The sequence below is a fragment of the Pseudomonas sp. S2_A02 genome, from assembly GCF_054668495.1.
The window spans coordinates 4,107,787-4,128,441 of record NZ_CP162776.1 but is presented as its reverse complement, the minus strand read 5'-3'; the positions used below and the strand labels follow the sequence as shown (position 1 = coordinate 4,128,441).

Here is a 20,655-nt window from a genome sequence, read left to right as displayed (position 1 = left end):
CAGGTTTTGGGGCCGCTTCGCGACCCAGCGGGAGCAAGCTCCCTCGCCACAGTGATCCGGTCAGACCAGGCCTGCACTCACTAGCAGTTCTTCCAGCGCGAGCAAGTCAGGCACCTTCGCCACTTGCTCCCCCACTTGCACCGCCGCCTGCTCCAGCGAACACAACGGCACATCGACATAGCTCAACTGACTGTCGAGTTTGTAAGACCGCGGAATCCCCTGCACCAATAACGCAATGAATTTCAGCTCAGGCCGCCCGCCGAGGGCGTTGAGGATGACGATCCGCGCCCGCTCCCCGATCACCACTTTGTTGCCACACGCCGATTCGAAACTGAGCAACGGAATCTGTCGCTCCCGCCACGTCACCCGCCCCAGATACCACGGCGGTGTATCGAGGTCGAACGCCCCCGGTTGATAGTCGATCAGCTCAGCGACAGCGACGTTGGGCAGGATCAGGTTGCGGTCAGCCAAGGGCAGTAACAGGCCAGTGAGATTGCTGGAGCGGTGTTCATGCATGGGTTTTGCTCCACCGGGCGATGCTGTCGAGCAGCACCGACTCCTGGTATGGCTTGCCGAGGTAGTCGTTGACGCCGATGGCCATGGCGCGGTCGCGGTGTTTTTGGCCGGTACGGGAGGTGATCATGATGATTGGCAAATGCTGCAAGCGCTCGTCGGCGCGTACCTGGGTCGCCACTTCGAAGCCGTCCATGCGCGGCATTTCGATGTCCAGCAGCATCAGGTCGGGCATGTGTTCTTCGAGCAGCAACATGGCGTCGACCCCGTCCTTGGCGGTCAGCACGTTCATGCCGTGGCGTTCCAGCAGACGGCTGGTGACCTTGCGCACGGTGACCGAATCGTCGACCACCAACACCAGCAACGGCCGTTGCGATTCGGGCTCTACGTCCTGCGTCACCGGTCGTTGCGGCACCCGGGCTTGCATCGCACGGATCGGCGCCAGCAAGTCGAGAATCAGTACCACCCGGCCATCGCCGAGAATCGTCGCGCCGGACAAACCCTGCACCGCGGCGAACTGCGGGCCAAGGCTTTTGACCACGATTTCCCGGGTGCCGGCCATGGCATCCACCTGCACCGCGACATGCCGCTCGTTGCATTGCACCAGCAACACCGGCAACGGCAGGCTCTGGCCCAACAGTTTCGGGCGGGTGCTGGTTTTCAACAGCTCGCCGAGATAGCACAACTCATAACGTTGCCCGGCGTATTCGTAGGTCGGCGGATCGAGCCGGTAATGCCCTTCGAGTTCGTTGGGCAACACCCGAACGATGCCATCAATGGTGTTCAGCGGGATCGCGTATTGATCCTCTCCGCACTGCACCATCAACGCGCGGTTGACCGACACGGTGAACGGCAGGCGAATCCGGAAGTGCACGCCCTGCCCTGGCACAGAGTCGATGGTCATGCCGCCGCCGAGCTGTCGGACTTCTTCGTGAACCACGTCCATGCCGACGCCACGCCCGGAGATCTGAGTGATTTTCTCGGCGGTGGAGAACCCCGGCTGCAGGATGAATTGCAGCACATCGCGGTCGCTGATATCGCTTTCCGGGTGGAGTAATCCGCGCTTGATCGCCTTGCGCCGCACGGCGTCCAAAGGCACGCCGGCACCGTCGTCGCGGATGTCGAAAATGATGTCGCCACCCTCTCGCGACAAGTCGAGGGTGATCTTGCCTTGGGCCGGTTTACCGGCCGCAATACGCACCTCGGCCGATTCCAGCCCATGGTCGACGGCGTTGCGCAGCATGTGTTCCAGCGGCGCGGCCATGCGTTCGAGGACGTTGCGGTCCATCTCGCCTTCGGCGTTGCCGACGATGAAGTCCACGTCCTTGCCCAGTTCACTGGCGACCTGCCGAACGATGCGCTTCAAACGCGGCAGCATCCGCTCGAACGGCACCATGCGCGTACGCATCAGGCCTTCCTGCAATTCGGTGTTGATGCGGCCCTGCTGTTGCAGCAGGTTTTCCGCGTCATGATTGCGCCGCTCGAGGGTTTCCTTGAGGTCGAGCAGGTCGGAGGCGGACTCGAACAGTGCCCGCGACAACTGTTGCAACTGTGAGTGACGGTCCATTTCCAGCGGGTCGAACTCTTCGTAGCCCAGGCGTTCAGCCTCAACTTGCTGACGGCTGAGAATCCGCCCCTGGGTTTCGGTATCGAGGCGGCGCAATTGGTCGCGCATACGCTCGATGGTGGTTTCCATTTCGCTCAGGGCCACCCATGCGTCGTTGACCTGTTGTTCGATGCGGCCGCGGAAGATTGAAGTTTCCCCAGCCAGGTTGACCAGGACGTCGAGCAACTCCGCCGAAACCTTGACCGTGTCGGTACCTTCCGGTTGTAGCACGGTCGGCTCGGCTTTTGGCGCTACGGGCAGCGTTACGGGTGCCGATGTTTCGGGCACCACCGAATGGCTGAAATTCTTGATCGCATCGATCAGCCGATCGGCCGGCGGCAATGGCTGACCGGCACGGGTGGCGTCGAGCATCTGCGCCAGTCGGTCATGGCTGCGTTGCAACAGCGAGAATAGCTCGGCGGTGGGTTGCAGCACGCCAGCCGACAAGCCTTCGTAGAGGAATTCCAGTTCGTGGGCCAGGTCGCCAATCGGTGCAATTTCCACCATCCGAGCGCCACCCTTGAGGGTGTGCAGGTCGCGCAGCAGGGTTTCCACTTCTTGGCGATTCGACGGTTCGGCCTGCCAGCGCAACAGTGCCGCGCCGGAGTTTTCAATGATGTCGAAACCTTCTTCGAGGAAGATTTCCAGAAGCTCGGAATCATGGCCCGCTGAGTCATTGCTGACCGCTGGTTCGATCACCTCGGCGCTGCCGGCATTGCCCTGGCGATACTCACGAATGGCCGCGATCAACTCATCCGGATCACCCAAAGGACGATTGTGCTGCAACTGATCAAGGAACATGGCCAGTCGGTCATGGCTCTGCTGCAGCAACTGCGCCAGCCCTTCGCTGTGGCTATAACGGCGGTCCACCAAGCCTTCGTAAAGGCTTTCCAATTCATGGGCCAGATCGCCGACCGGACCGATCTCGGCCATCCGCGCACCGCCCTTGAGGGTGTGCAAATCGCGCTGCAAGGACGACAGCGGCGCGGCGTTGTCCGGCTCACTCAGCCAGCGCTGCAAGGCCTGGCCGGCGCTTTCGAGGATATCCACTGCCTCTTCGAGGAAGATCGAAACGATTTCGTCGTCCAGCTCCACCTGCGTCGCGGCTTGCTCCAGCTCGGCCGTGGCGCTGCCCAGTTCGCGGATGCTCAGGGTGCGGCTGCCGTCACTGCGGATCAGGCCCATGGAAGATGGATCGAGACTCTCATCGAGCAAGCCGCGCAAGGCCCGTACGCGTTCCGGTTGCGCAGTGACTTCCTGTCCGGCGGCCAGTTCGTCGAGCATGTTGATCAGCGCTTCATGGGCACTTTGCGCCTCATGGAAAAACCTGTCGCTGACCGCCAGGCTGCTTTCTTCCACAGCGCCATAGAGGTCGAGCAACGCTTCGCAGAGTTCATCCACCGGATGCAGATCGGCCAGGTGCGCGCCTTCGCCGAGGGTGGTCAATTCGTCCAGTAGCGCGCTCAGTTCCTGCCGCTCGCCGGGATGCTGCTGCCAGCGCTGTAACAGGCTTTCGGCGTCCAGCAGGATGTCCATGCCTTGGGCCAGGAAGTTGTTGATCAGTTGCGGATCGCGCTTGATGCGCTGCTTCGTATCGGGCGCGCTCAACAGGCTTTGCAGACGCTCGGCCAGCAATACCTTGGTTCGCTCGATCAGCGAGCGAGCGTCGGGGATTTCAGCCAGCGGGTCGCTCTTGAGTTGTCGCAGCCCAAGGCGGAACAACCCTTCGGCTTCCAGCAGCAATTCAACTTCGTCCAGGTCGAGGGCAATCCGGTGCGCCTTGTACTCCCGGGCCAGTTGATCCAGGGGCGCCGCCAGTTCGGCAATCGGCAGTACGCCAGCCATCGAGGCGCTACCCTTGAGCGTATGCAACGCCCGCTGCAACTCGTCGCTGGCCTGGAGCGGCACGTGTTCGCAGGCTTGGTCGAGGAAGCGATTGAGGCTGCTTAGATGGGTTTGCGCCTCGTTGCGGAAGATCTCCAGCAACAGTGGATCGAGCGCCGCGACATCCTGCGTGTCCTCGTCGGTCACCGGCTTATCACCCTTGGCGAGGGCATGGGCGCGAGCGGCCAATTGATCGACATCGTTGCGTTGGCGCTGCGCATTGGCGGCGAAATCGGCCACCAGTTCCGGCAGCAGCTTCAGCGCATCGCCCACCAGTTGTTGCACCGCAGGCGAAGGGGCGACGCTGTGCTCAAGCACACGGTTGAGCAGGTTTTCCACCGCCCAGGCCAACTCACCGAGCACCAGCGCGCGGACCATCCGGCCACTGCCTTTGAGGGTGTGGAAGCCGCGGCGTAGTTCACTCAAGGCCGATGTGCTGTCGGGATTGGCCGACCAGCGCGGCAGATACTCCTCGAGGACTTCCAGCACCTCGTCAGTCTCTTCGAGGAAGACGTCCCGTAGCTCATCGTCTACCGGTTTTTCACCGGCGGGCGGCGGCAACAGGCTGCCCGGCGTGGTCAGGGCTGGCGGGTTGACGGACGATACGGGGCTGGCCAGCACATCGGCCAGAGACTGAACGGTTTCGGGGTCGTCCAATTCCTGCATGTCCTGCATGACCAGGGCTTCACTGGGGCTGAGCACCTCCTTGAGCATCGGCACCTGCTGTTCGCTGGGGAAGAAGCCGAGTGAGGCCAGGCCTTTTTCCGCGACGTCGAGCAGGTGTTCCCCCGGTGCTTCGGGGTCGTCGCCGAGGCGCTCCAGGTAATACTCGATGCTGGTGATGACGTCGGCCAGGCTGTCCAGTTGCTGCCAGCCGGGTTGGCCAGGGTCCACCAGCAGATGCTCGCGGATGAAGCCGTTGCAGGTTTCGACCAGGCTCGCCGCCCGGGCCAATGGAATCATCGCCAACGCACCGCGCACCTGGGTCAGCAACGCCGGCAAGGGTTGCAAATGCTGGCGGTCCCAGTCGGCGTCGATGTAGTCGACGATCATGTCCTTGGCCTGTTGCAGGCAAATGCGCGCTTCCTTGATCACGATCTGATGGATCTGCGTCAGGTCGGTGGTCGGCAGACGGCTGTCTTCCTGGCTTTCCGGCTCCACGGTACCGACCATCCCGGCCAGGGTCGCTTCGACGTAAAGCAAGGCCCCGGCGACGTCCATGAGGGTCGCGTCGTTGGGTTCACGCTGGCCCTGAGCAAGGCTCAGCACCACCGCCAATTGATCGATGATGACTTTGCGCGGCTGGCCGAAACCGAGCACCGCCAAGGTGTCGGCGATTTGCCGCAGGGGCGCCAGCAGGCTTTCGAGGTCCGAGGTGTGCTGACGATCGCTGCGCACGAACAAGTCCAGGCGCTCCTTGACCCGCACCAGCTCTTCGCACAGCGCCGCCAATACCGAGCGCATGGCGTCGCGGTCAGGGCCGGCCAGCCGTGCCCGTTCTTCATCGACCATCGCGCCGTCGGGTAGCGCATCGTCAAGTGAGTAGCGATCTTTCATGGTCAGCATCTGCCCGGTGGGGTGTTCGGCCTTGGCAATATAGAACAACAAACTCTTGAGCAGCTCCGGCGGTGCCGGTTGATTGATTCCGGGCATGCCCTGTTCGAGCAAACGCTTGAGCTCTTTGTCGGTGTCCTTGAACAGGCTGCGCAACGCGGGGCTGTTGGCAATCGAGCCATTGCGCATGCCTTCGACCAGTGCCGAAGCGACTTGCCATAACGGGCTCAGCGGCGCGTTGTCGCACAGCGCTTCGAGGCGCGCAAACACTTTGGCCAGATAACCGAAGTGGGTTTCGTCATCCTGCTCACGCAACAAACCGACCAGGGCCATCTGCAACATTTGCCGCAACTTGCGCAGCACATTCGGCAAGTCGGACGGCTCCAGCAGCGCCAGGGCCTCTTGGCTCAGGGGCGGCAGCTCCAGCAGTTGCGGGCTGAACAGGCTGGTTTCCGATAACAGGCTTTCGCCGCGGGCGCTGCGCAGGTCGTTGATCAGCGGCAACACGACTAAAGGCAAATCACGACGGGCGCCTTGCACCCGGTCGAGGTAAGTCGGCAATTGCCCCAGGGCTTGCAGCAACAGATGGATCGCCTCGTCGCGATGGCTGACGCGGTTCTGTTCTAAGGCGCTGGTCAACTGCTCGATCTCTTCGGCGAGCAGGGCCGCGCCGTAAAACTCGACCATCTGCAAGCTACCGTGAACCTGATGGACACAGGCCAGACACTCACTCAGTGTGTGCGTCGCCTGCGGGTCGTCAATCAGGGTTTCGATCGCCTGATGAGCCTGTTTCAGCGTTTCGGCAATCTCGCCTTTGACCCACTCGAGGGCCACATAGTCGTGCCGATCACCCATAACTACTCCAATCAAATGCATACGCCCTGAGGCGGTTCAAGCTTTGTCCGCAGCCTGCGTTTTAGCGGCCGGCAAGGTGAAACCGGACACCGAACGCCGCAGCTGGCTGGCCATTTTCGCCAGGTTGCCAATGCTCTCGGCGGTGGCGGTGGAGCCGGACGAGGTTTGCGTGGTGATCTGCTGGATCACGTTCATCGTCAGGGAAATCTGGCCGGCCGACGAAGTCTGTTGCTGCGCGGCGTTGGAAATACTCTGGATCAATGCCGCGAGGGTCTTCGATACACCTTCGATTTCTTCCAGGGCCACCCCGGCATCCTGCGCCAGACGCGCGCCGCGCACCACTTCGGTGGTGGTCTGCTCCATGGAAATTACCGCTTCGTTGGTGTCGGTCTGAATCGCCCGCACCAGCGTTTCAATCTGCCGGGTCGCCGCGGACGAACGCTCAGCCAACCGCTGTACTTCGTCGGCCACCACCGCAAAACCGCGCCCGGCGTCACCGGCCATGGACGCCTGAATGGCCGCGTTGAGGGCGAGGATGTTGGTCTGGTCGGCAATGTCATCGATCAGGCTGACAATATCGCCGATTTCCTGAGAAGACTCACCCAACCGTTTTATGCGCTTGGCGGTGTCCTGAATCTGCTCGCGAATATTGTCCATGCCATGAATGGTGTTGTGCACCACTTCGTTGCCCTTGTTGGCGATTTCCACCGAGCGCTCGGCCACCGCAGAGGATTCGGCGGCGTTGGCCGAGACCTGATCGATGGACTGGGCCATGTCGTTGATGGCTGTGGAGGCTTCGGAAATCTGCTGGGCCTGATGCTCCGAGGCTTGGGCCAGGTGCATGGCGGTGGCCTGGGTTTCCTGCACGGCGGCGGCAACCTGGCCGGCGGTGAGGTTGATGGTCGCCACCAGATCGCGCAGTTGGTCGACGGAATAGTTGATCGAGTCAGCGATGGTCCCGGTGAAATCTTCAGTCACCGAGGCGGTCACGGTCAGGTCGCCGTCGGCGAGGTCTTCGATTTCGTCCAGCAAACGCATGATCGCGTTCTGGTTGCGCTCGTTCTTCTCGGCGGTTTCCCGCAACTGACGGTTGGTTTCGCGCACCATCACTAGGCCGATGAGGATGATCGATGTCAGTGCGAGCAAGCCCAGCACGTAACCCCCGATGGTATCGGTGTTGCGCCCGCCGGCGAGGTTTTCGAAACGGCTGGCCAGGTGCGAGGCTTCATCGAGCAGGGTTTGCGACAGGGTAAAAATGTTGCTGGCCGATTCGCGGACCTTGAACAGCTGCGGCGAAGTTTCGAGGATTTCATCCACCGAACCCGAGACGAATTCAAACAGTTCGGAGATTTCGGTCAAACGGGTACGCGCATCGCGGTCTTCGACCTGACTGATTTTCAGTGCCGCATTGCCCTGAAGCATGCCGTTGAGCACCAGGCCGAAACGCGCCGCGTCGCGACCGAAAGCGTCGGCCGCCTGCTGCGAATTTTCATCGCCGGACAGCACGGTGTTCACCGCGCCGAGAATCCGCTCGGCCAGCAGCGACTGACGCTGGGCCATCGCCACCTGAGTGGCCGGGGCGCCACGTTGCAGGAGGGTTTCGACGACCTTTTCATACTCGACCTGCAACTGCGGCACGGTCTCGGCCAAGGTTGCGGCCACTTGATGCAAGGACAACACGGTCTGCTCGCTGGAGAGGATGGCGTCGGTATTTTTCAGCAGACGCTCCCAATCCAGCTGCACGGCGCGCATTTCCGGGCGCACGGTGGAGGGTGCTGGTGGCAGGCCGGTGGAAGGATCGCCTTTCTTCAGATAACCCCAACGCTGGGCGAAGTCGTTGCGCGCATCGCTGAGCAATTTGAACGCCGCAGCCTTGCCGGCGGCGGCTTCGGTGGCGTTCTTGGCGATGCGTTGGGACAGCACGCGCAGCTCACCGGCGTGGCCGATGTACTGTTTGTCGTAATTCGCCTGGGTGTTGAGGTACGCGAAGTTGGCGAACAGCAGCATGATGAAGACAATCAGCGCGATGAACAGCACGATGATCTGCGACCGGCTGCGCGACCCTTCTGGCTTGCCTGTGTTTGCTTTTATCATCGGTCCTCGCCTGTTAACCAACATCTGTGAACCTTGCCCAGAACCCTGTGGGAGCGGCGGTGCGGCGATCCGACTTGCTCGCGAAGGCGGTGTCACAGTCGACATCATTGTTGGATGTGCCGGCCTCTTCGCGAGCAAGCCCGCTCCCACATTAGATCGGCGTCGCGCCGGTTATACGGCGACGTTCATGAATCCTTGCGACTGCGCCAACGCAAACGGGCTGAACACCTGCCACTTCTGCTCACGCTGAAACCGGCCTTTGACGAACGCCGACATCGGCCCTTGCAAGTCACCGACCGGTACCGGTTCCAGACTGTCCTGGGCAAAGTGCTGCAAGCCGAAGACCTCATCGACCATCAACCCTGCAAACACGTCTTTGTGCTCCACCACCAATATCCGCCGTTGCTTGCGCAAGGCAGGCGATTCATGGCCGGGCTCATGACCATAAAAAAAGCCATGCAAATCCATGATCGGCAGCAGGCGCCCGCGCAGGTTAGCCACGCCCTTGACCCAGGGTTTGACTCCCGGCAATTGCGTAACGCGCGGTTCATGCAGGACTTCACTGACTTCGCCCATGGGCGCGACGTACCAATGCTCGCCCAAGCGAAAGCCGATGCCGCTCCAGCTGTCCTGTCGGGTCGGCTGGGACGGCAGGTCCGCCGCCAGCAGACGACAGCGCTGGTCAATCTGCAGCAGCAGTTCGAAAGCCGTCAGCGACTCGGTCATGACCGGACGATCAACCGGCCAGCACGTTGTTCAGGGTTTTGATCAGGGTGTCTTCGTCGACCGGTTTGGTCAGGTAGTCCTTGGCGCCCTGGCGCGTACCCCAGACCTTGTCGGTTTCCTGATCCTTGGTGGTGATGATGATCACCGGAATGTGCCCGGTTTCCGGGTCTTTGGTCAGCTGACGGGTCGCCTGGAAACCGTTGAGGCCGGGCATGACGATGTCCATCAGCACCGCGTCGGGTTTTTCCTGACGGGCCAGGGCCACGCCGTCTGCGCCGTTTTCGGCTTTCAACACCTCATGACCGTGCTTTTCGAGCATGCCGGTCAATTTGTACATTTCGGTCGGCGAGTCATCGACGATCAGAATACGTGCCATGGTCTTCCCCATTCTTGTCGACACCGGGCCCCATGGCCGAGCGTCACTGTGCGTGTCCTACTGCGGCGAAACGGCGGCGAAGCCCGGTACATGGGCCTGAATCGCGTTCAGCAGTTCTTCCTTGCTGAAAGGCTTGGTCAAAAACTGGTCGGAACCGACGATCCGACCTTTGGCCTTGTCGAACAACCCGTCCTTGGACGACAGCATAATCACTGGCGTGGACTTGAACGCACTGTTGTTCTTGATTAAAGCGCAGGTCTGATAACCATCCAGACGCGGCATCATGATGTCGACAAAGATGATGCCGGGATGATTGTCGGCAATCTTGGCCAGGGCATCGAAACCGTCGATTGCGGTGATGACTTCACAGCCCACGTTTTTCAACAGCGTTTCGGCGGTGCGACGAATCGTTTTCGAATCATCGATCACCATGACCTTCAAGGCGCTGGAATGCTGTTCCATAGTGGCTCTACCGTCGCCTTTGTGAATCAAATTGTCCGTTTACGGCTCATCGATGGCTCAAAACCCTTATTGATCAAGGGCCGAGCCTTTTTAGCACAGTCTCCCCCTCCAATCTATCGGGCGACCCTGACGGTGGTTTTTCCTTGACCGGGAACACACTCAGCGCCACTCTGACGCCACTTTTTCACCACACTTTCCACCCCAATTTCGAGGAAAACCCCATGAGCGTTCGCGTCGGGATTGTCATGGATCCTATCGCCAGCATCTCCTATAAAAAGGATAGCTCGCTGGCCATGCTGCTGGCCGCGCAAAAGCGTGGCTGGGAACTGTTCTATATGGAACAGCGCGATTTGTATCAGGCCGAAGGCGAGGCTCGCGGACGGATGCGTCCGCTGAAGGTGTTCGCCAACCCGGAAAAATGGTTTGAGCTGGGCGCCGAAAGCGATGCGCTGCTGAGCGACCTGGACGTGATCCTGATGCGCAAGGATCCGCCGTTCGACATGGAATTCGTCTATTCCACGTATTTGCTGGAGCAAGCGGAAAATGCTGGCGTACTGGTGGTCAACAAGCCGCAAAGCCTGCGTGACTGCAACGAAAAGCTGTTCGCCACGCTGTTCCCGCAGTGCACGCCGCCGACCATCGTCAGCCGTCGCCCGGACGTATTGCGTGAATTCGCCGACCATCACGGTGACGTGATCCTCAAGCCCCTGGATGGCATGGGCGGCTCGTCGATCTTCCGTCATACCGCTGGCCACCCGAACCTGTCGGTGATCCTCGAAACCCTGACCTTGCATGGCCGTCAGCAGATCATGATCCAGGGTTACCTGCCGGCGATCGTTGATGGCGACAAACGCATCCTGATGATCGACGGCGAGCCGGTGGATTACTGCCTGGCACGGATTCCCGCGCTCGGCGAAACCCGTGGCAACCTCGCCGCCGGTGGCCGTGGCGAAGCCCGACCGCTGACCGAGAAAGATCGCTGGATCGCCGCGCAAGTCGGCCCGACCCTGCGTGAGAAGGGCTTGCTGTTCGTCGGTCTCGACGTGATCGGTGAGCATCTGACCGAAATCAACGTCACCAGCCCGACCTGCATTCGCGAGATCGATAACGCGTTCGGCACCGACATTGGTGGCCTTCTGATGGATGCCATCGATCAGAAGCTCAAGACTCGTTGATCGAGAACAGCCAAGAAACAACCAACATTGCGTTATCATCCCCGGCTTGTAAAAAACGCGATGTTGGTTTTCTTGTTATGACACTCCCGTCCGATCTGCCCCCTGAACTCGCCCACCGTGGCGTGCGACCGGCTGATCGCCTCGGTTTCACCCTGTTCCTCGCGGCGCTGATTCACCTGGCCTTGCTGTTGGGCGTCGGGTTCTCCATGGTCGAACCCAAGCAAATCAGCAAAACCCTGGAAATCACCCTCGCCACTTTCAAAAGCGAAAAGAAGCCTGCGAAAGCTGACTTTCTCGCCCAGGAAAATCAGCAAGGCAGCGGCACGCTGGAGAAAAAGGCGATTCCCAAGACCACCGAGGTCGCGCCCTTCCAGGACAACAAGGTGCAGCAAGTCACCCCACCGCCGGCGGCCAAGCCTCAAGTGCAGGAAGCCGCGCCCAAGGCGTCTGTGACCACCGTCGCGCCGAAGCCGAAAAAAGCCGCAACCAAGACTGAAGAACCCAAGCCCCTGACCAAACCCCAAGTGGCGGCACCGACGTTCGACAGCTCGCAGCTGTCCAGCGACATCGCCAGCCTGGAAGCGGAACTGGCCAACGAACAACAGCTGTACGCCAAGCGCCCGCGCATCCACCGCTTGAGCGCTGCGTCGACCATGCGCGACAAAGGCGCCTGGTACAAAGATGAATGGCGCAAGAAGGTCGAGCGTATCGGCAACCTCAACTACCCCGACGAAGCCCGGCGCAAACAGATCTACGGCAATTTGCGACTGATGGTCTCGATCAACCGCGACGGCTCGCTGTATGAAGTGCTGGTGCTGGAATCGTCTGGGCAGCCGCTGCTGGATCAGGCGGCGCAGCGCATCGTAAGGCTCGCGGCGCCGTTTGCACCGTTTACCGGGGATCTGTCAGACATCGATCGTCTGGAAATCATCCGCACGTGGAAGTTTGCACGTGGGGACAGGCTCTCCAGTAATTGACCAGCACAAAACCCCTGTGGGAGCGGGCTTGCTCGCGAAAGCGTCGGGTCAGTCGACATCAATGTTGAATGTACCGCCCTCTTCGCGAGCAAGCCCGCTCCCACATTTGATCTGTGTTGTCAGGGGTATTGGGGGCATTTCCTATGCATCCCCGGCTTGTCAGTTCGCCCCTCCAACGCCACACTAGCGCTCATGAAGAACGTCAGCCCCAGCTACCTCAAGCATCACTTCCTGATCGCCATGCCTCACATGGCCGACCCGAACTTTGCGCACACCTTGACCTACATCGTCGAGCACACGGCCAATGGTGCCATGGGGCTGGTGGTCAACCGTCCGCAGGACCTGAACCTGGCCGATATCCTCGAGCAATTGCGCCCCGATATCGAACCGCCGTTGCTCTGCCAGCATGTGCCGATCTTTATGGGTGGCCCGGTGCAAACCGATCGCGGTTTTGTCCTGCACCCATCGGGTAAATCTTTTCAGGCGACCGTTGATCTGGAAGGCGAGTTGTCCCTCTCGACCTCCCAGGACGTGCTGTTCGCCATCGCCGACGGCGTCGGTCCCGCGAAAAGCCTGATCACCCTCGGCTACGCCGGTTGGGAACCCGGGCAATTGGAAGCCGAACTGGCCGACAACGCCTGGCTGACCTGCCCGTTCGATGCCGACATCCTGTTCAACACCAGCAGCGAATTGCGTCTTGAAGCGGCAGCCAAACACTTGGGCGTCAATCTCAGCCTGCTCACCAGCCAGGCGGGGCACGCCTGATGGCCCTGCGGTTGATTTTGGGTTTCGACTACGGCACCAAACAGATCGGCGTTGCGGTCGGCCAGGTGATTACCGGCCAGGCCCGCGAGCTGTGCACCTTGAAGGCGCAAAACGGCATTCCCGACTGGAATCAGGTCGAAGCCCTGATTAAAGAGTGGAAACCCGACGCTGTGGTGGTCGGCCTGCCGCTGAACATGGATGGCACGCCAAGCGACATGTGCCTGCGGGCCGAGAAATTCGCCCGACGCCTGAACGGCCGCTACAACCTGCCCTTCTATACGCATGACGAGCGCCTGACCACCTTCGAGGCCAAGGGCGAACGCCTGGTCCGGGGCGGCCAGAAAGGCAGTTACCGCGACAACCCGGTCGATGCCATCGCCGCCGCGCTGCTGTTGCAAGGCTGGCTCGACGAAAACACCGCGCTGTTCGAATCCTGACCGCACCTAATTCTGAAGAGCCGCTGCGGCGTCTCCCTTAGCTACAACCCGAGCCACCACTCAAGCAGCATCCGGCTCGGGACAAAGAAGGAGCAAACCATGAGCCTGCCCAATCCCGCCGAACTGATCAGCCAGATGGCGATCCGTCTTGACACCTATCTGGCCAAACGGGGCATCAGCGAACCGCGCTATATCGGCATTCGGACCGGTGGCGTCTGGGTCGCGCAGGCGTTGCTCGATGAACTGGGCAGCGATTCGCCCCTGGGCACCCTGGACGTTTCGTTCTACCGCGACGATTTCAGCCAGAACGGCCTGCACCCACAAGTACGCCCATCCGCACTGCCATTCGAGATTGAAGGCCAGCACCTGGTGCTGATCGATGACGTGCTCATGAGCGGTCGGACCATCCGCGCCGCGATGAACGAACTCTTCGACTACGGCCGCCCAGCCAGCGTGACGCTGGTGTGCCTGCTGGACCTGGACGCCGGTGAGCTGCCGATCCGCCCGAACGTGGTTGGCGCCACTCTGTCGCTGGCGGCCCACGAACGAGTGAAACTGTCCGGCCCGGAACTCAAGCTCGAACTTCAAGACCTCGCCCTTTAATTCGCCCTATTGAGAGTCCCCCTCGCGATGACGCCTCTAGAAACCAAGCGCCCGCTGCAGCTCAATGATCAGGGCCAGCTGCGCCACTTCCTCTCGCTCGACGGTTTGCGCCGCGAGCTGCTGACGGAAATCCTCGACACCGCCGACTCGTTCCTCGAAGTGGGCGCCCGGGCGGTGAAGAAAGTCCCGTTGCTGCGCGGCAAGACCGTGTGCAACGTGTTCTTCGAGAACTCCACCCGCACCCGCACCACCTTCGAACTGGCGGCCCAGCGGCTGTCGGCAGACGTGATCACCCTGAACGTGTCCACGTCGTCGGCGAGCAAGGGCGAAACCCTGCTCGACACCCTGCGCAACCTGGAAGCCATGGCCGCCGACATGTTCGTCGTGCGTCACGGTGATTCCGGCGCGGCGCACTTCATCGCCGAGCATGTCTGCCCGCAAGTGGCGATCATCAACGGCGGCGACGGCCGTCACGCCCACCCGACTCAGGGCATGCTCGACATGCTCACGATTCGTCGGCACAAGGGCGGCTTCGAAAACCTCTCGGTGGCCATCGTCGGCGACATCCTGCACTCGCGGGTGGCGCGCTCGAACATGCTGGCCCTGAAAACCCTCGGCTGCCCGGACATCCGCGTGATCGCGCCGAAAACCCTGCTGCCGATCGGCATCGAGCAGTACGGTGTGAAGGTCTACACCGACATGACCGAAGGCCTGAAAGACGTCGACGTGGTGATCATGCTGCGCCTGCAGCGTGAACGCATGACCGGCGGCCTGCTGCCGAGCGAAGGTGAGTTCTACCGCCTGTTCGGCCTGACCACCGCGCGCCTGGCCGGGGCCAAACCGGATTGCATCGTCATGCACCCGGGGCCGATCAACCGCGGGGTGGAAATTGAGTCGGCGGTGGCCGACGGCCCGCATTCGGTGATCCTCAACCAGGTGACCTACGGCATCGCGATTCGTATGGCTGTGCTGTCCATGGCCATGAGCGGGCAAACAGCCCAGCGCCAATTCGAGCAGGAGAACGCCCAGTGAAGCTCAGCATTCTCGGCGCACGCGTTATCGATCCGGCCAGCGGCCTGGATCAAGTGACTGATATCCACGTTGAAGCCTGCAAGATCGTCGCCCTTGGCGCCGCTCCGGCCGGTTTCGTTGCAGTAGACACCATCGACGCCAAGGGCCTGGTGGCGGCTCCGGGCCTGGTTGACCTGAACGTCGCCCTGCGCGAACCGGGCTACAGCCGCAAAGGCTCGATCGCCAGCGAAACCCGCGCAGCTGCTGCCGGTGGCGTGACCAGCCTGTGCTGCCCACCAAAAACCAAACCGGTGCTGGATACCTCGGCGGTGGCCGAACTGATCCTCGACCGCGCCCGGGAGGCTGGCAACACCAAAGTCTTCCCGATCGGCGCCCTGAGCAAAGGCCTGGACGGCGAACAGCTGGCCGAACTGGTCGCCTTGCGCGATGCCGGCTGCGTGGCCTTCGGCAACGGTCTGGAGAGTTTCCGCAATACCCGCACCCTGTGCCGGGCGCTGGAATATGCGGCGACGTTCGACCTGACGGTAATTTTCAACTCGCAGGACCATGATCTGGCCGAAGGTGGCCTGGCTCACGAAGGCCCGACCGCCAGTTTTCTGGGTCTGCCGGGCATTCCGGAAACCGCCGAAACCGTGGCCCTGGCCCGGGATCTGCTGCTGGTCGAGCAAAGCGGCGTGCGTGCGCACTTCAGCCAGCTCACCAGCGCGCGCGGTGTGGCGCTGATCGCTCAGGCCCAGGCCCGTGGCCTGAAGGTCACGGCGGACGTGGCGTTGTATCAGCTGATCCTCACCGACGAAGCGCTGATTGACTTCAGCAGCCTCTACCACGTCCAGCCGCCGCTGCGCACTCGTGCGGATCGCGATGGCCTGCGGGCAGCGGTGAAGTCGGGGGTGGTGTCAGCCATCTCCAGCCATCACCAGCCCCATGAACGCGATGCTAAACTGGCGCCGTTCGGTGCCACCGAGCCGGGCATCAGCAGTGTTGAACTGCTGCTGCCGCTGGCGATGACCTTGGTGGTAGACGGTTTGCTCGACTTGCCGACGCTGCTCGCACGCTTGGGCGCCGGTCCTGCCGAAGCGTTGCGCTTGCCGGCGGGTAAGCTGGCGGTGGGTGGGCCAGCAGATATCGTACTGTTCGACCCGGCGGCCTCGACCGTGGCCGGTGAGACCTGGCTGTCCAAGGGCGAAAACTGCCCGTTCATTGGTCACAGCTTGCCGGGTGTAGTGCGTTACACCCTGGTGGATGGACGGATCAGCCACCAGGCTTAAGACCTGTGGCGAGGGAGCTTGCTCCCGCTGGGCTGCGCAGCAGACCTGTTTTGGGGTCGCTTCGCGACCCAGCGGGAGCAAGCTCCCTCGCCACAACTTATTGGAAGGCGCCTCTATTCTGCGCGTTGCGAATAGACACTTGGTCATTCAACGTCCAGAAGTCATACAACACCCCCAGAAAGAACACCCCGCCCGTCACCAGGTACAGCAACCCGCTGATCCACTTCCCCTGATACATCCGGTGTACGCCAAAGACCCCGAGAAACGTCAGCAGAATCCACGCAACGTTGTATTCGATGGGGCCAGCGGTAAAGCGCAGGTCCGCTTCACGATCCATGGCAGGGATCAGAAACACGTCGATCAACCAGCCGATACCCAGCAAACCGAAGGTAAAAAACCAGATCGTCCCGGTCACCGGTTTGCCGTAATAGAAGCGGTGAGCCCCGGTAAAACCGAAAATCCATAACAGGTAACCAATCACTTTGCTGTGCGTGTCTTGCCCTGAAACGGGGTGTTGATAGGTGTTCATGGATGACCTCGACTCACACGATAGAGAAATATTCTTGAATTATTTGTGACTTTTTTACAGGCGGCCGACATACGGCAAATGCTACCTTCATTCCTGTCAAAGCCTTGTAATACCTGACCTCTGTCCGACAATCGCGTCCATTTTCTGCTTATTTGGTTCCATTGCCCGCAAAGTGAATCGACCAACGGACTCGGAAGGGCCAAAAAAGCTGTTATAAAGTTGCGCGTTCACCTATATGAGCCTTGCCTAATGCGTCCATTTTTCAAGACATGGCTAACCATTTGCCTATTATTGCCCTTGGCCGCCCACGCCACCAATCGTGAGCAACGTCTTCCTAACGTTAATGGTTACACTCCAAAATCCCATGTTTCTGCTCCTTCGAGCAAAAACAAACAGACCGTAAAACGCTCCAGCCAACTGAGCAGCGTAAACAGCAAGCTGGTCCCGCCGATGGCGACCAAGGAAAGCAGTAACGTGCTGAGCCGCGCGGTAAACGTGCTCGGTACGCCTTATCGTTGGGGCGGCAGCAGCCCAAGTAAAGGGTTCGATTGCAGCGGTCTGGTGAAATACGCGTTCAACGACGCCACGTTCGACTTGCCACGTACCTCTAACGCCATGGCCAGCGGTCATGGTGAGAAAGTCGATCGCAACGATCTGAAGCCAGGCGACCTGATTTTCTTCAACATCAAGAGCCGTCGGGTCAATCATGTTGCCATCTACCTGGGCAACGACCGCTTCATCCACGCACCGCGCCGTGGCAAGTCGGTGAGCATCGACACCCTGAAGAAACCGTACTGGGAAAGCCACTACGTGGTTGCCAAGCGGGTTCTGCCGAAAGAACAGAACGCGTTGCGGGTTGTTCAGCGTTGATTTGAAATCCCCCTCCTTCTGAAGGCGGGCATTTGTGGCGAGGGAGCTTGCTCCCGCTCGAGTGCGCAGCGCTCGCAGTTTTTTGGGGCCGCTTCGCAGCCCAGCGGGAGCAAGCTCCCTCGCCACAGGTTCGCATTCCAGCCTTAAAAATTATCCGGCGACCGCGCCTTCTCCCGCGCATGCTCGCGACTGATCACGCCCTTGGTCACCAGCTCCTTCAGGCACATATCCAGTGTCTGCATCCCCAGCGACCCTCCGGTCTGAATCGACGAATACATCTGCGCCACCTTGTCTTCACGGATCAGGTTACGGATCGCCGAAGTGCCAAGCATGATTTCGTGGGCGGCAATTCGCCCGCCGCCGACTTTCTTGATCAATGTCTGCGACACCACCGCCAGCAACGACTCGGAGAGCATTGAACGCACCATCGATTTCTCGTCGCCCGGAAACACGTCCACCACCCGGTCGATGGTTTTCGCCGCTGATGTGGTGTGCAACGTGCCAAATACCAGGTGACCCGTTTCGGCGGCAGTCAATGCCAGTCGAATAGTCTCCAGATCACGCATTTCCCCTACCAGAATCACGTCCGGGTCTTCGCGAAGGGCCGAGCGCAGGGCCGTGGCGAAGCTGCGGGTATCGCGATGAACTTCGCGCTGATTGATCAGGCATTTGCGCGATTCGTGGACGAATTCGATGGGGTCTTCGATGGTGAGTATGTGGTGATGGCGATGGTTGTTCAGGTGATCGATCATCGCCGCCAATGTGGTGGACTTGCCGGAACCGGTCGGACCGGTCACCAGCACCAGACCTCGGGGCGCTTCGGTAATCTTGCGAAACACTTCCCCCATCCCCAGGTCGTCCATGCTCAGAACCTTGGACGGGATGGTCCGGAATACCGCGCCAGCACCACGATTCTGGTTGAAGGCATTGACCCGAAAACGTGCCACACCGGGCACTTCGAAGGAAAAGTCGGTTTCAAGATGCTTCTCGAAGTCCACCCGCTGGAGGTCGTTCATGATGTCGTAGATCAGCTCATGCACTTCCTTGTGGTCCAGGGCCGGCAGGTTGATGCGTCGCACATCGCCGTCGACTCGGATCATCGGTGGCAGGCCGGCGGACAGGTGCAGGTCAGACGCGCCTTGTTTGGCGCTGAAAGCCAGCAGCTCAGTGATATCCATAGCGCTCCTCAATTCCAGTAGAATGCCGCGAACCTCAGACCCGCTGGCGCCCAATCCTCGCCCGAAAAGTAGCCGAGCGATGATCAGGCAAGGCAAAAGTCGGCGAAGAAGCGGAGTTGACGTCAGTCAATAAGCATTCTGAGTCGACTTTTAACGCCGCATGATCGAGTGTAGGCACTTTTCAGGCAGGATTTGATGTCCACGATAGCAGACAACATTGCTCAGGTTAGTTCACGCATCCGTGCTGCTGCCCTCGCCGCAAAACGCGACGAGCACAGTATCCAGCTGCTGGCTGTGAGCAAGACCAAGCCCGCCGAGGCCTTGCGTGAAGCGTATGCCGCCGGCCTGCGCGATTTTGGCGAGAACTACTTGCAGGAAGCCTTGAGCAAACAGCTCGAATTGGCCGACCTGCCCTTGATCTGGCACTTCATCGGCCCCATTCAATCGAACAAGACTCGCGCTATCGCCGAGCATTTCGACTGGGTGCATTCCGTGGATCGCTTGAAAATCGCACAACGCCTGTCCGAACAACGCCCTGCCGATTTGCCTCCATTGAACATCTGCATCCAGGTCAACGTCAGTGGTGAAGCCAGCAAGTCCGGCTGCACCCCGGCCGATCTGCCCGCCCTGGCCGATGCCATCAGCGCTCTGCCGCGCTTGAAATTGCGCGGCCTGATGGCGATTCCCGAGCCGACGGAAGATCGCGCCGCCCAGGATGCAGCCTTTGCTGCCGTGCAGAGCCTGCAAGCCAGCCTGAATCTGCCACTCGACACACTTTCCATGGGCATGAGCCACGACCTCGAGTCGGCCATTGCTCAAGGCGCCACTTGGGTCCGTATCGGAACAGCCCTTTTTGGCGCTCGCGGCTCTCAACAAATGCATCGCCAGTCTTGAAACAATGGCTGACACCTCTCTTTATAAGGACCTGACATGAGCAAGACTCGTATTGCCTTTATCGGAGCCGGCAACATGGCCGCCAGCCTGATCGGCGGCCTGCGCGCCAAAGGTCTGGACGCCGCGCAGATCCGCGCCAGCGATCCGGGTGAAGAAACCCGTGCCCGCGTGAGCGCCGAACACGGCATCGAAGTGTTTGCCGACAACGCCGACGCCATTCAGGGCGTGGACGTGATCGTGCTGGCGGTCAAACCGCAGGCGATGAAAACCGTTTGCGAAGCCATTCGCCCAAGCCTCCAGCCGAATCAACTGGTTGTCTCGATTGCCGCCGGCATCACCTGCGCCAGCATGAACAACTGGCTTGGCGCCCAGCCTATCGTGCGCTGCATGCCCAATACCCCGGCGCTGCTGCGTCAGGGCGTGAGCGGCTTGTTCGCCACCAGCGAAGTGAGCGCCCAACAACGCCAGCAAGCTGAAGAGCTGCTGTCGGCGGTTGGCATTGCCCTGTGGCTGAACGAAGAACAGCAACTGGATGCAGTCACCGCCGTTTCCGGCTCGGGTCCTGCGTACTTCTTCCTACTGATCGAAGCCATGACCGCCGCGGGCGTGAAGCTCGGTCTGCCAGCGGACATCGCCGCCCAACTGACCGTGCAAACCGCGTTGGGCGCAGCACACATGGCGGTCGCCAGTGATGTCGATGCGGCTGAATTGCGTCGCCGCGTGACGTCGCCTGCAGGCACCACCGAAGCGGCGATCAAGTCGTTCCAGACCGGCGGCTTCGAAGCCCTGGTCGAAAAAGCACTCGGCGCCGCCGCGCACCGCTCGGCCGAGATGGCTGAGCAACTCGGTCGCTAATC

The 20,655-nt window shown here is 60.8% G+C and carries 18 protein-coding genes; 10 read left to right on the top strand and 8 right to left on the bottom strand.

Translation table 11 applies throughout. The features are described from left to right. Positions 1-60: 60 nt before the first annotated feature. The 6 genes from AB4O41_RS18835 to pilG form a co-directional block, all read right to left on the bottom strand. On the bottom strand, positions 61-516 hold the full coding sequence (locus AB4O41_RS18835) for a chemotaxis protein CheW (RefSeq protein WP_253546493.1): 456 nt from the start codon (positions 514-516) through the stop codon (positions 61-63). Next, positions 509-6,412: an Hpt domain-containing protein gene (locus AB4O41_RS18830; RefSeq protein ID WP_460144250.1), complete on the bottom strand. Its 5,904-nt coding sequence runs from the start codon at positions 6,410-6,412 to the stop codon at positions 509-511. The genes AB4O41_RS18835 and AB4O41_RS18830 overlap by 8 nt, the downstream gene beginning before the upstream one ends. 36 nt (positions 6,413-6,448) lie before the next feature. After that, on the bottom strand, positions 6,449-8,506 hold the full coding sequence (locus AB4O41_RS18825) for a methyl-accepting chemotaxis protein (RefSeq protein ID WP_460144249.1): 2,058 nt from the start codon (positions 8,504-8,506) through the stop codon (positions 6,449-6,451). A gap of 171 nt (positions 8,507-8,677) precedes the next feature. After that, on the bottom strand, positions 8,678-9,232 hold the full coding sequence (locus tag AB4O41_RS18820) for a chemotaxis protein CheW (RefSeq protein ID WP_460144248.1): 555 nt from the start codon (positions 9,230-9,232) through the stop codon (positions 8,678-8,680). A 10-nt stretch (positions 9,233-9,242) separates the two neighbouring features. Beyond that, a complete protein-coding gene (pilH, locus tag AB4O41_RS18815) occupies positions 9,243-9,608 on the bottom strand; it encodes a twitching motility response regulator PilH (RefSeq protein WP_007897961.1) in 366 nt (121 codons plus the stop codon). Positions 9,609-9,665: 57 nt separating this feature from the next. Continuing rightward, on the bottom strand, positions 9,666-10,070 hold the full coding sequence (gene pilG, locus AB4O41_RS18810) for a twitching motility response regulator PilG (protein WP_038980984.1): 405 nt from the start codon (positions 10,068-10,070) through the stop codon (positions 9,666-9,668). Positions 10,071-10,291: 221 nt separating this feature from the next. Here pilG and gshB point away from each other — a divergent pair, with 221 nt between their 5' ends. The 7 genes from gshB to AB4O41_RS18775 all read left to right on the top strand — a co-directional run bounded on the left by gshB (position 10,292) and on the right by AB4O41_RS18775 (position 16,327). After that, the gene (gene gshB, locus AB4O41_RS18805; RefSeq protein WP_038980983.1) at positions 10,292-11,245 is read left to right on the top strand and encodes a glutathione synthase; all 954 of its coding nucleotides are present in this window, start codon (positions 10,292-10,294) and stop codon (positions 11,243-11,245) included. 77 nt (positions 11,246-11,322) lie between these two features. After that, positions 11,323-12,222, top strand: a complete 900-nt coding sequence (locus AB4O41_RS18800; RefSeq protein ID WP_460144247.1) for a TonB family protein — start codon at positions 11,323-11,325, stop codon at positions 12,220-12,222. 192 nt (positions 12,223-12,414) lie between these two features. Continuing rightward, positions 12,415-12,987, top strand: a complete 573-nt coding sequence (locus tag AB4O41_RS18795; protein WP_460144246.1) for a YqgE/AlgH family protein — start codon at positions 12,415-12,417, stop codon at positions 12,985-12,987. Beyond that, a complete protein-coding gene (gene ruvX, locus AB4O41_RS18790; RefSeq protein WP_007897947.1) occupies positions 12,987-13,424 on the top strand; it encodes a Holliday junction resolvase RuvX in 438 nt (145 codons plus the stop codon). The genes AB4O41_RS18795 and ruvX overlap by 1 nt, the downstream gene beginning before the upstream one ends. Before the next feature lie 99 nt (positions 13,425-13,523). After that, positions 13,524-14,027: a bifunctional pyr operon transcriptional regulator/uracil phosphoribosyltransferase PyrR gene (gene pyrR, locus AB4O41_RS18785; RefSeq protein WP_008068126.1), complete on the top strand. Its 504-nt coding sequence runs from the start codon at positions 13,524-13,526 to the stop codon at positions 14,025-14,027. A gap of 27 nt (positions 14,028-14,054) precedes the next feature. Next, the gene (locus tag AB4O41_RS18780; RefSeq protein ID WP_007897943.1) at positions 14,055-15,059 is read left to right on the top strand and encodes an aspartate carbamoyltransferase catalytic subunit; all 1,005 of its coding nucleotides are present in this window, start codon (positions 14,055-14,057) and stop codon (positions 15,057-15,059) included. Then, positions 15,056-16,327, top strand: coding sequence for a dihydroorotase (locus AB4O41_RS18775; RefSeq protein WP_460144245.1), 1,272 nt, complete (start codon positions 15,056-15,058; stop codon positions 16,325-16,327). Before AB4O41_RS18780 ends, AB4O41_RS18775 begins: the two co-directional genes overlap by 4 nt. A gap of 97 nt (positions 16,328-16,424) precedes the next feature. Here AB4O41_RS18775 and AB4O41_RS18770 read toward each other — a convergent pair whose 3' ends face one another. Beyond that, the gene (locus AB4O41_RS18770; protein WP_367373308.1) at positions 16,425-16,856 is read right to left on the bottom strand and encodes an NINE protein; all 432 of its coding nucleotides are present in this window, start codon (positions 16,854-16,856) and stop codon (positions 16,425-16,427) included. 249 nt (positions 16,857-17,105) lie between these two features. On the opposite strand from AB4O41_RS18770, the gene AB4O41_RS18765 reads away from it, so the two are divergent. Continuing rightward, complete coding sequence (locus AB4O41_RS18765) at positions 17,106-17,726, top strand: C40 family peptidase (protein WP_367373309.1); 621 nt, start codon at positions 17,106-17,108, stop codon at positions 17,724-17,726. A 143-nt stretch (positions 17,727-17,869) separates the two neighbouring features. Here the strand turns inward: AB4O41_RS18765 and AB4O41_RS18760 are convergent, their stop codons facing one another. Further along, entirely contained in the window at positions 17,870-18,904 is a 1,035-nt protein-coding gene (locus tag AB4O41_RS18760) for a type IV pilus twitching motility protein PilT (protein WP_460144244.1), read from the bottom strand. Between the two features lie 195 nt (positions 18,905-19,099). Between AB4O41_RS18760 and AB4O41_RS18755 the strand changes: the two genes are divergently transcribed. Next, on the top strand, positions 19,100-19,798 hold the full coding sequence (locus AB4O41_RS18755; protein WP_460144243.1) for a YggS family pyridoxal phosphate-dependent enzyme: 699 nt from the start codon (positions 19,100-19,102) through the stop codon (positions 19,796-19,798). 36 nt (positions 19,799-19,834) lie between these two features. Continuing rightward, positions 19,835-20,653, top strand: coding sequence for a pyrroline-5-carboxylate reductase (gene proC, locus AB4O41_RS18750; protein ID WP_460144242.1), 819 nt, complete (start codon positions 19,835-19,837; stop codon positions 20,651-20,653). Positions 20,654-20,655 lie beyond the last annotated feature (2 nt).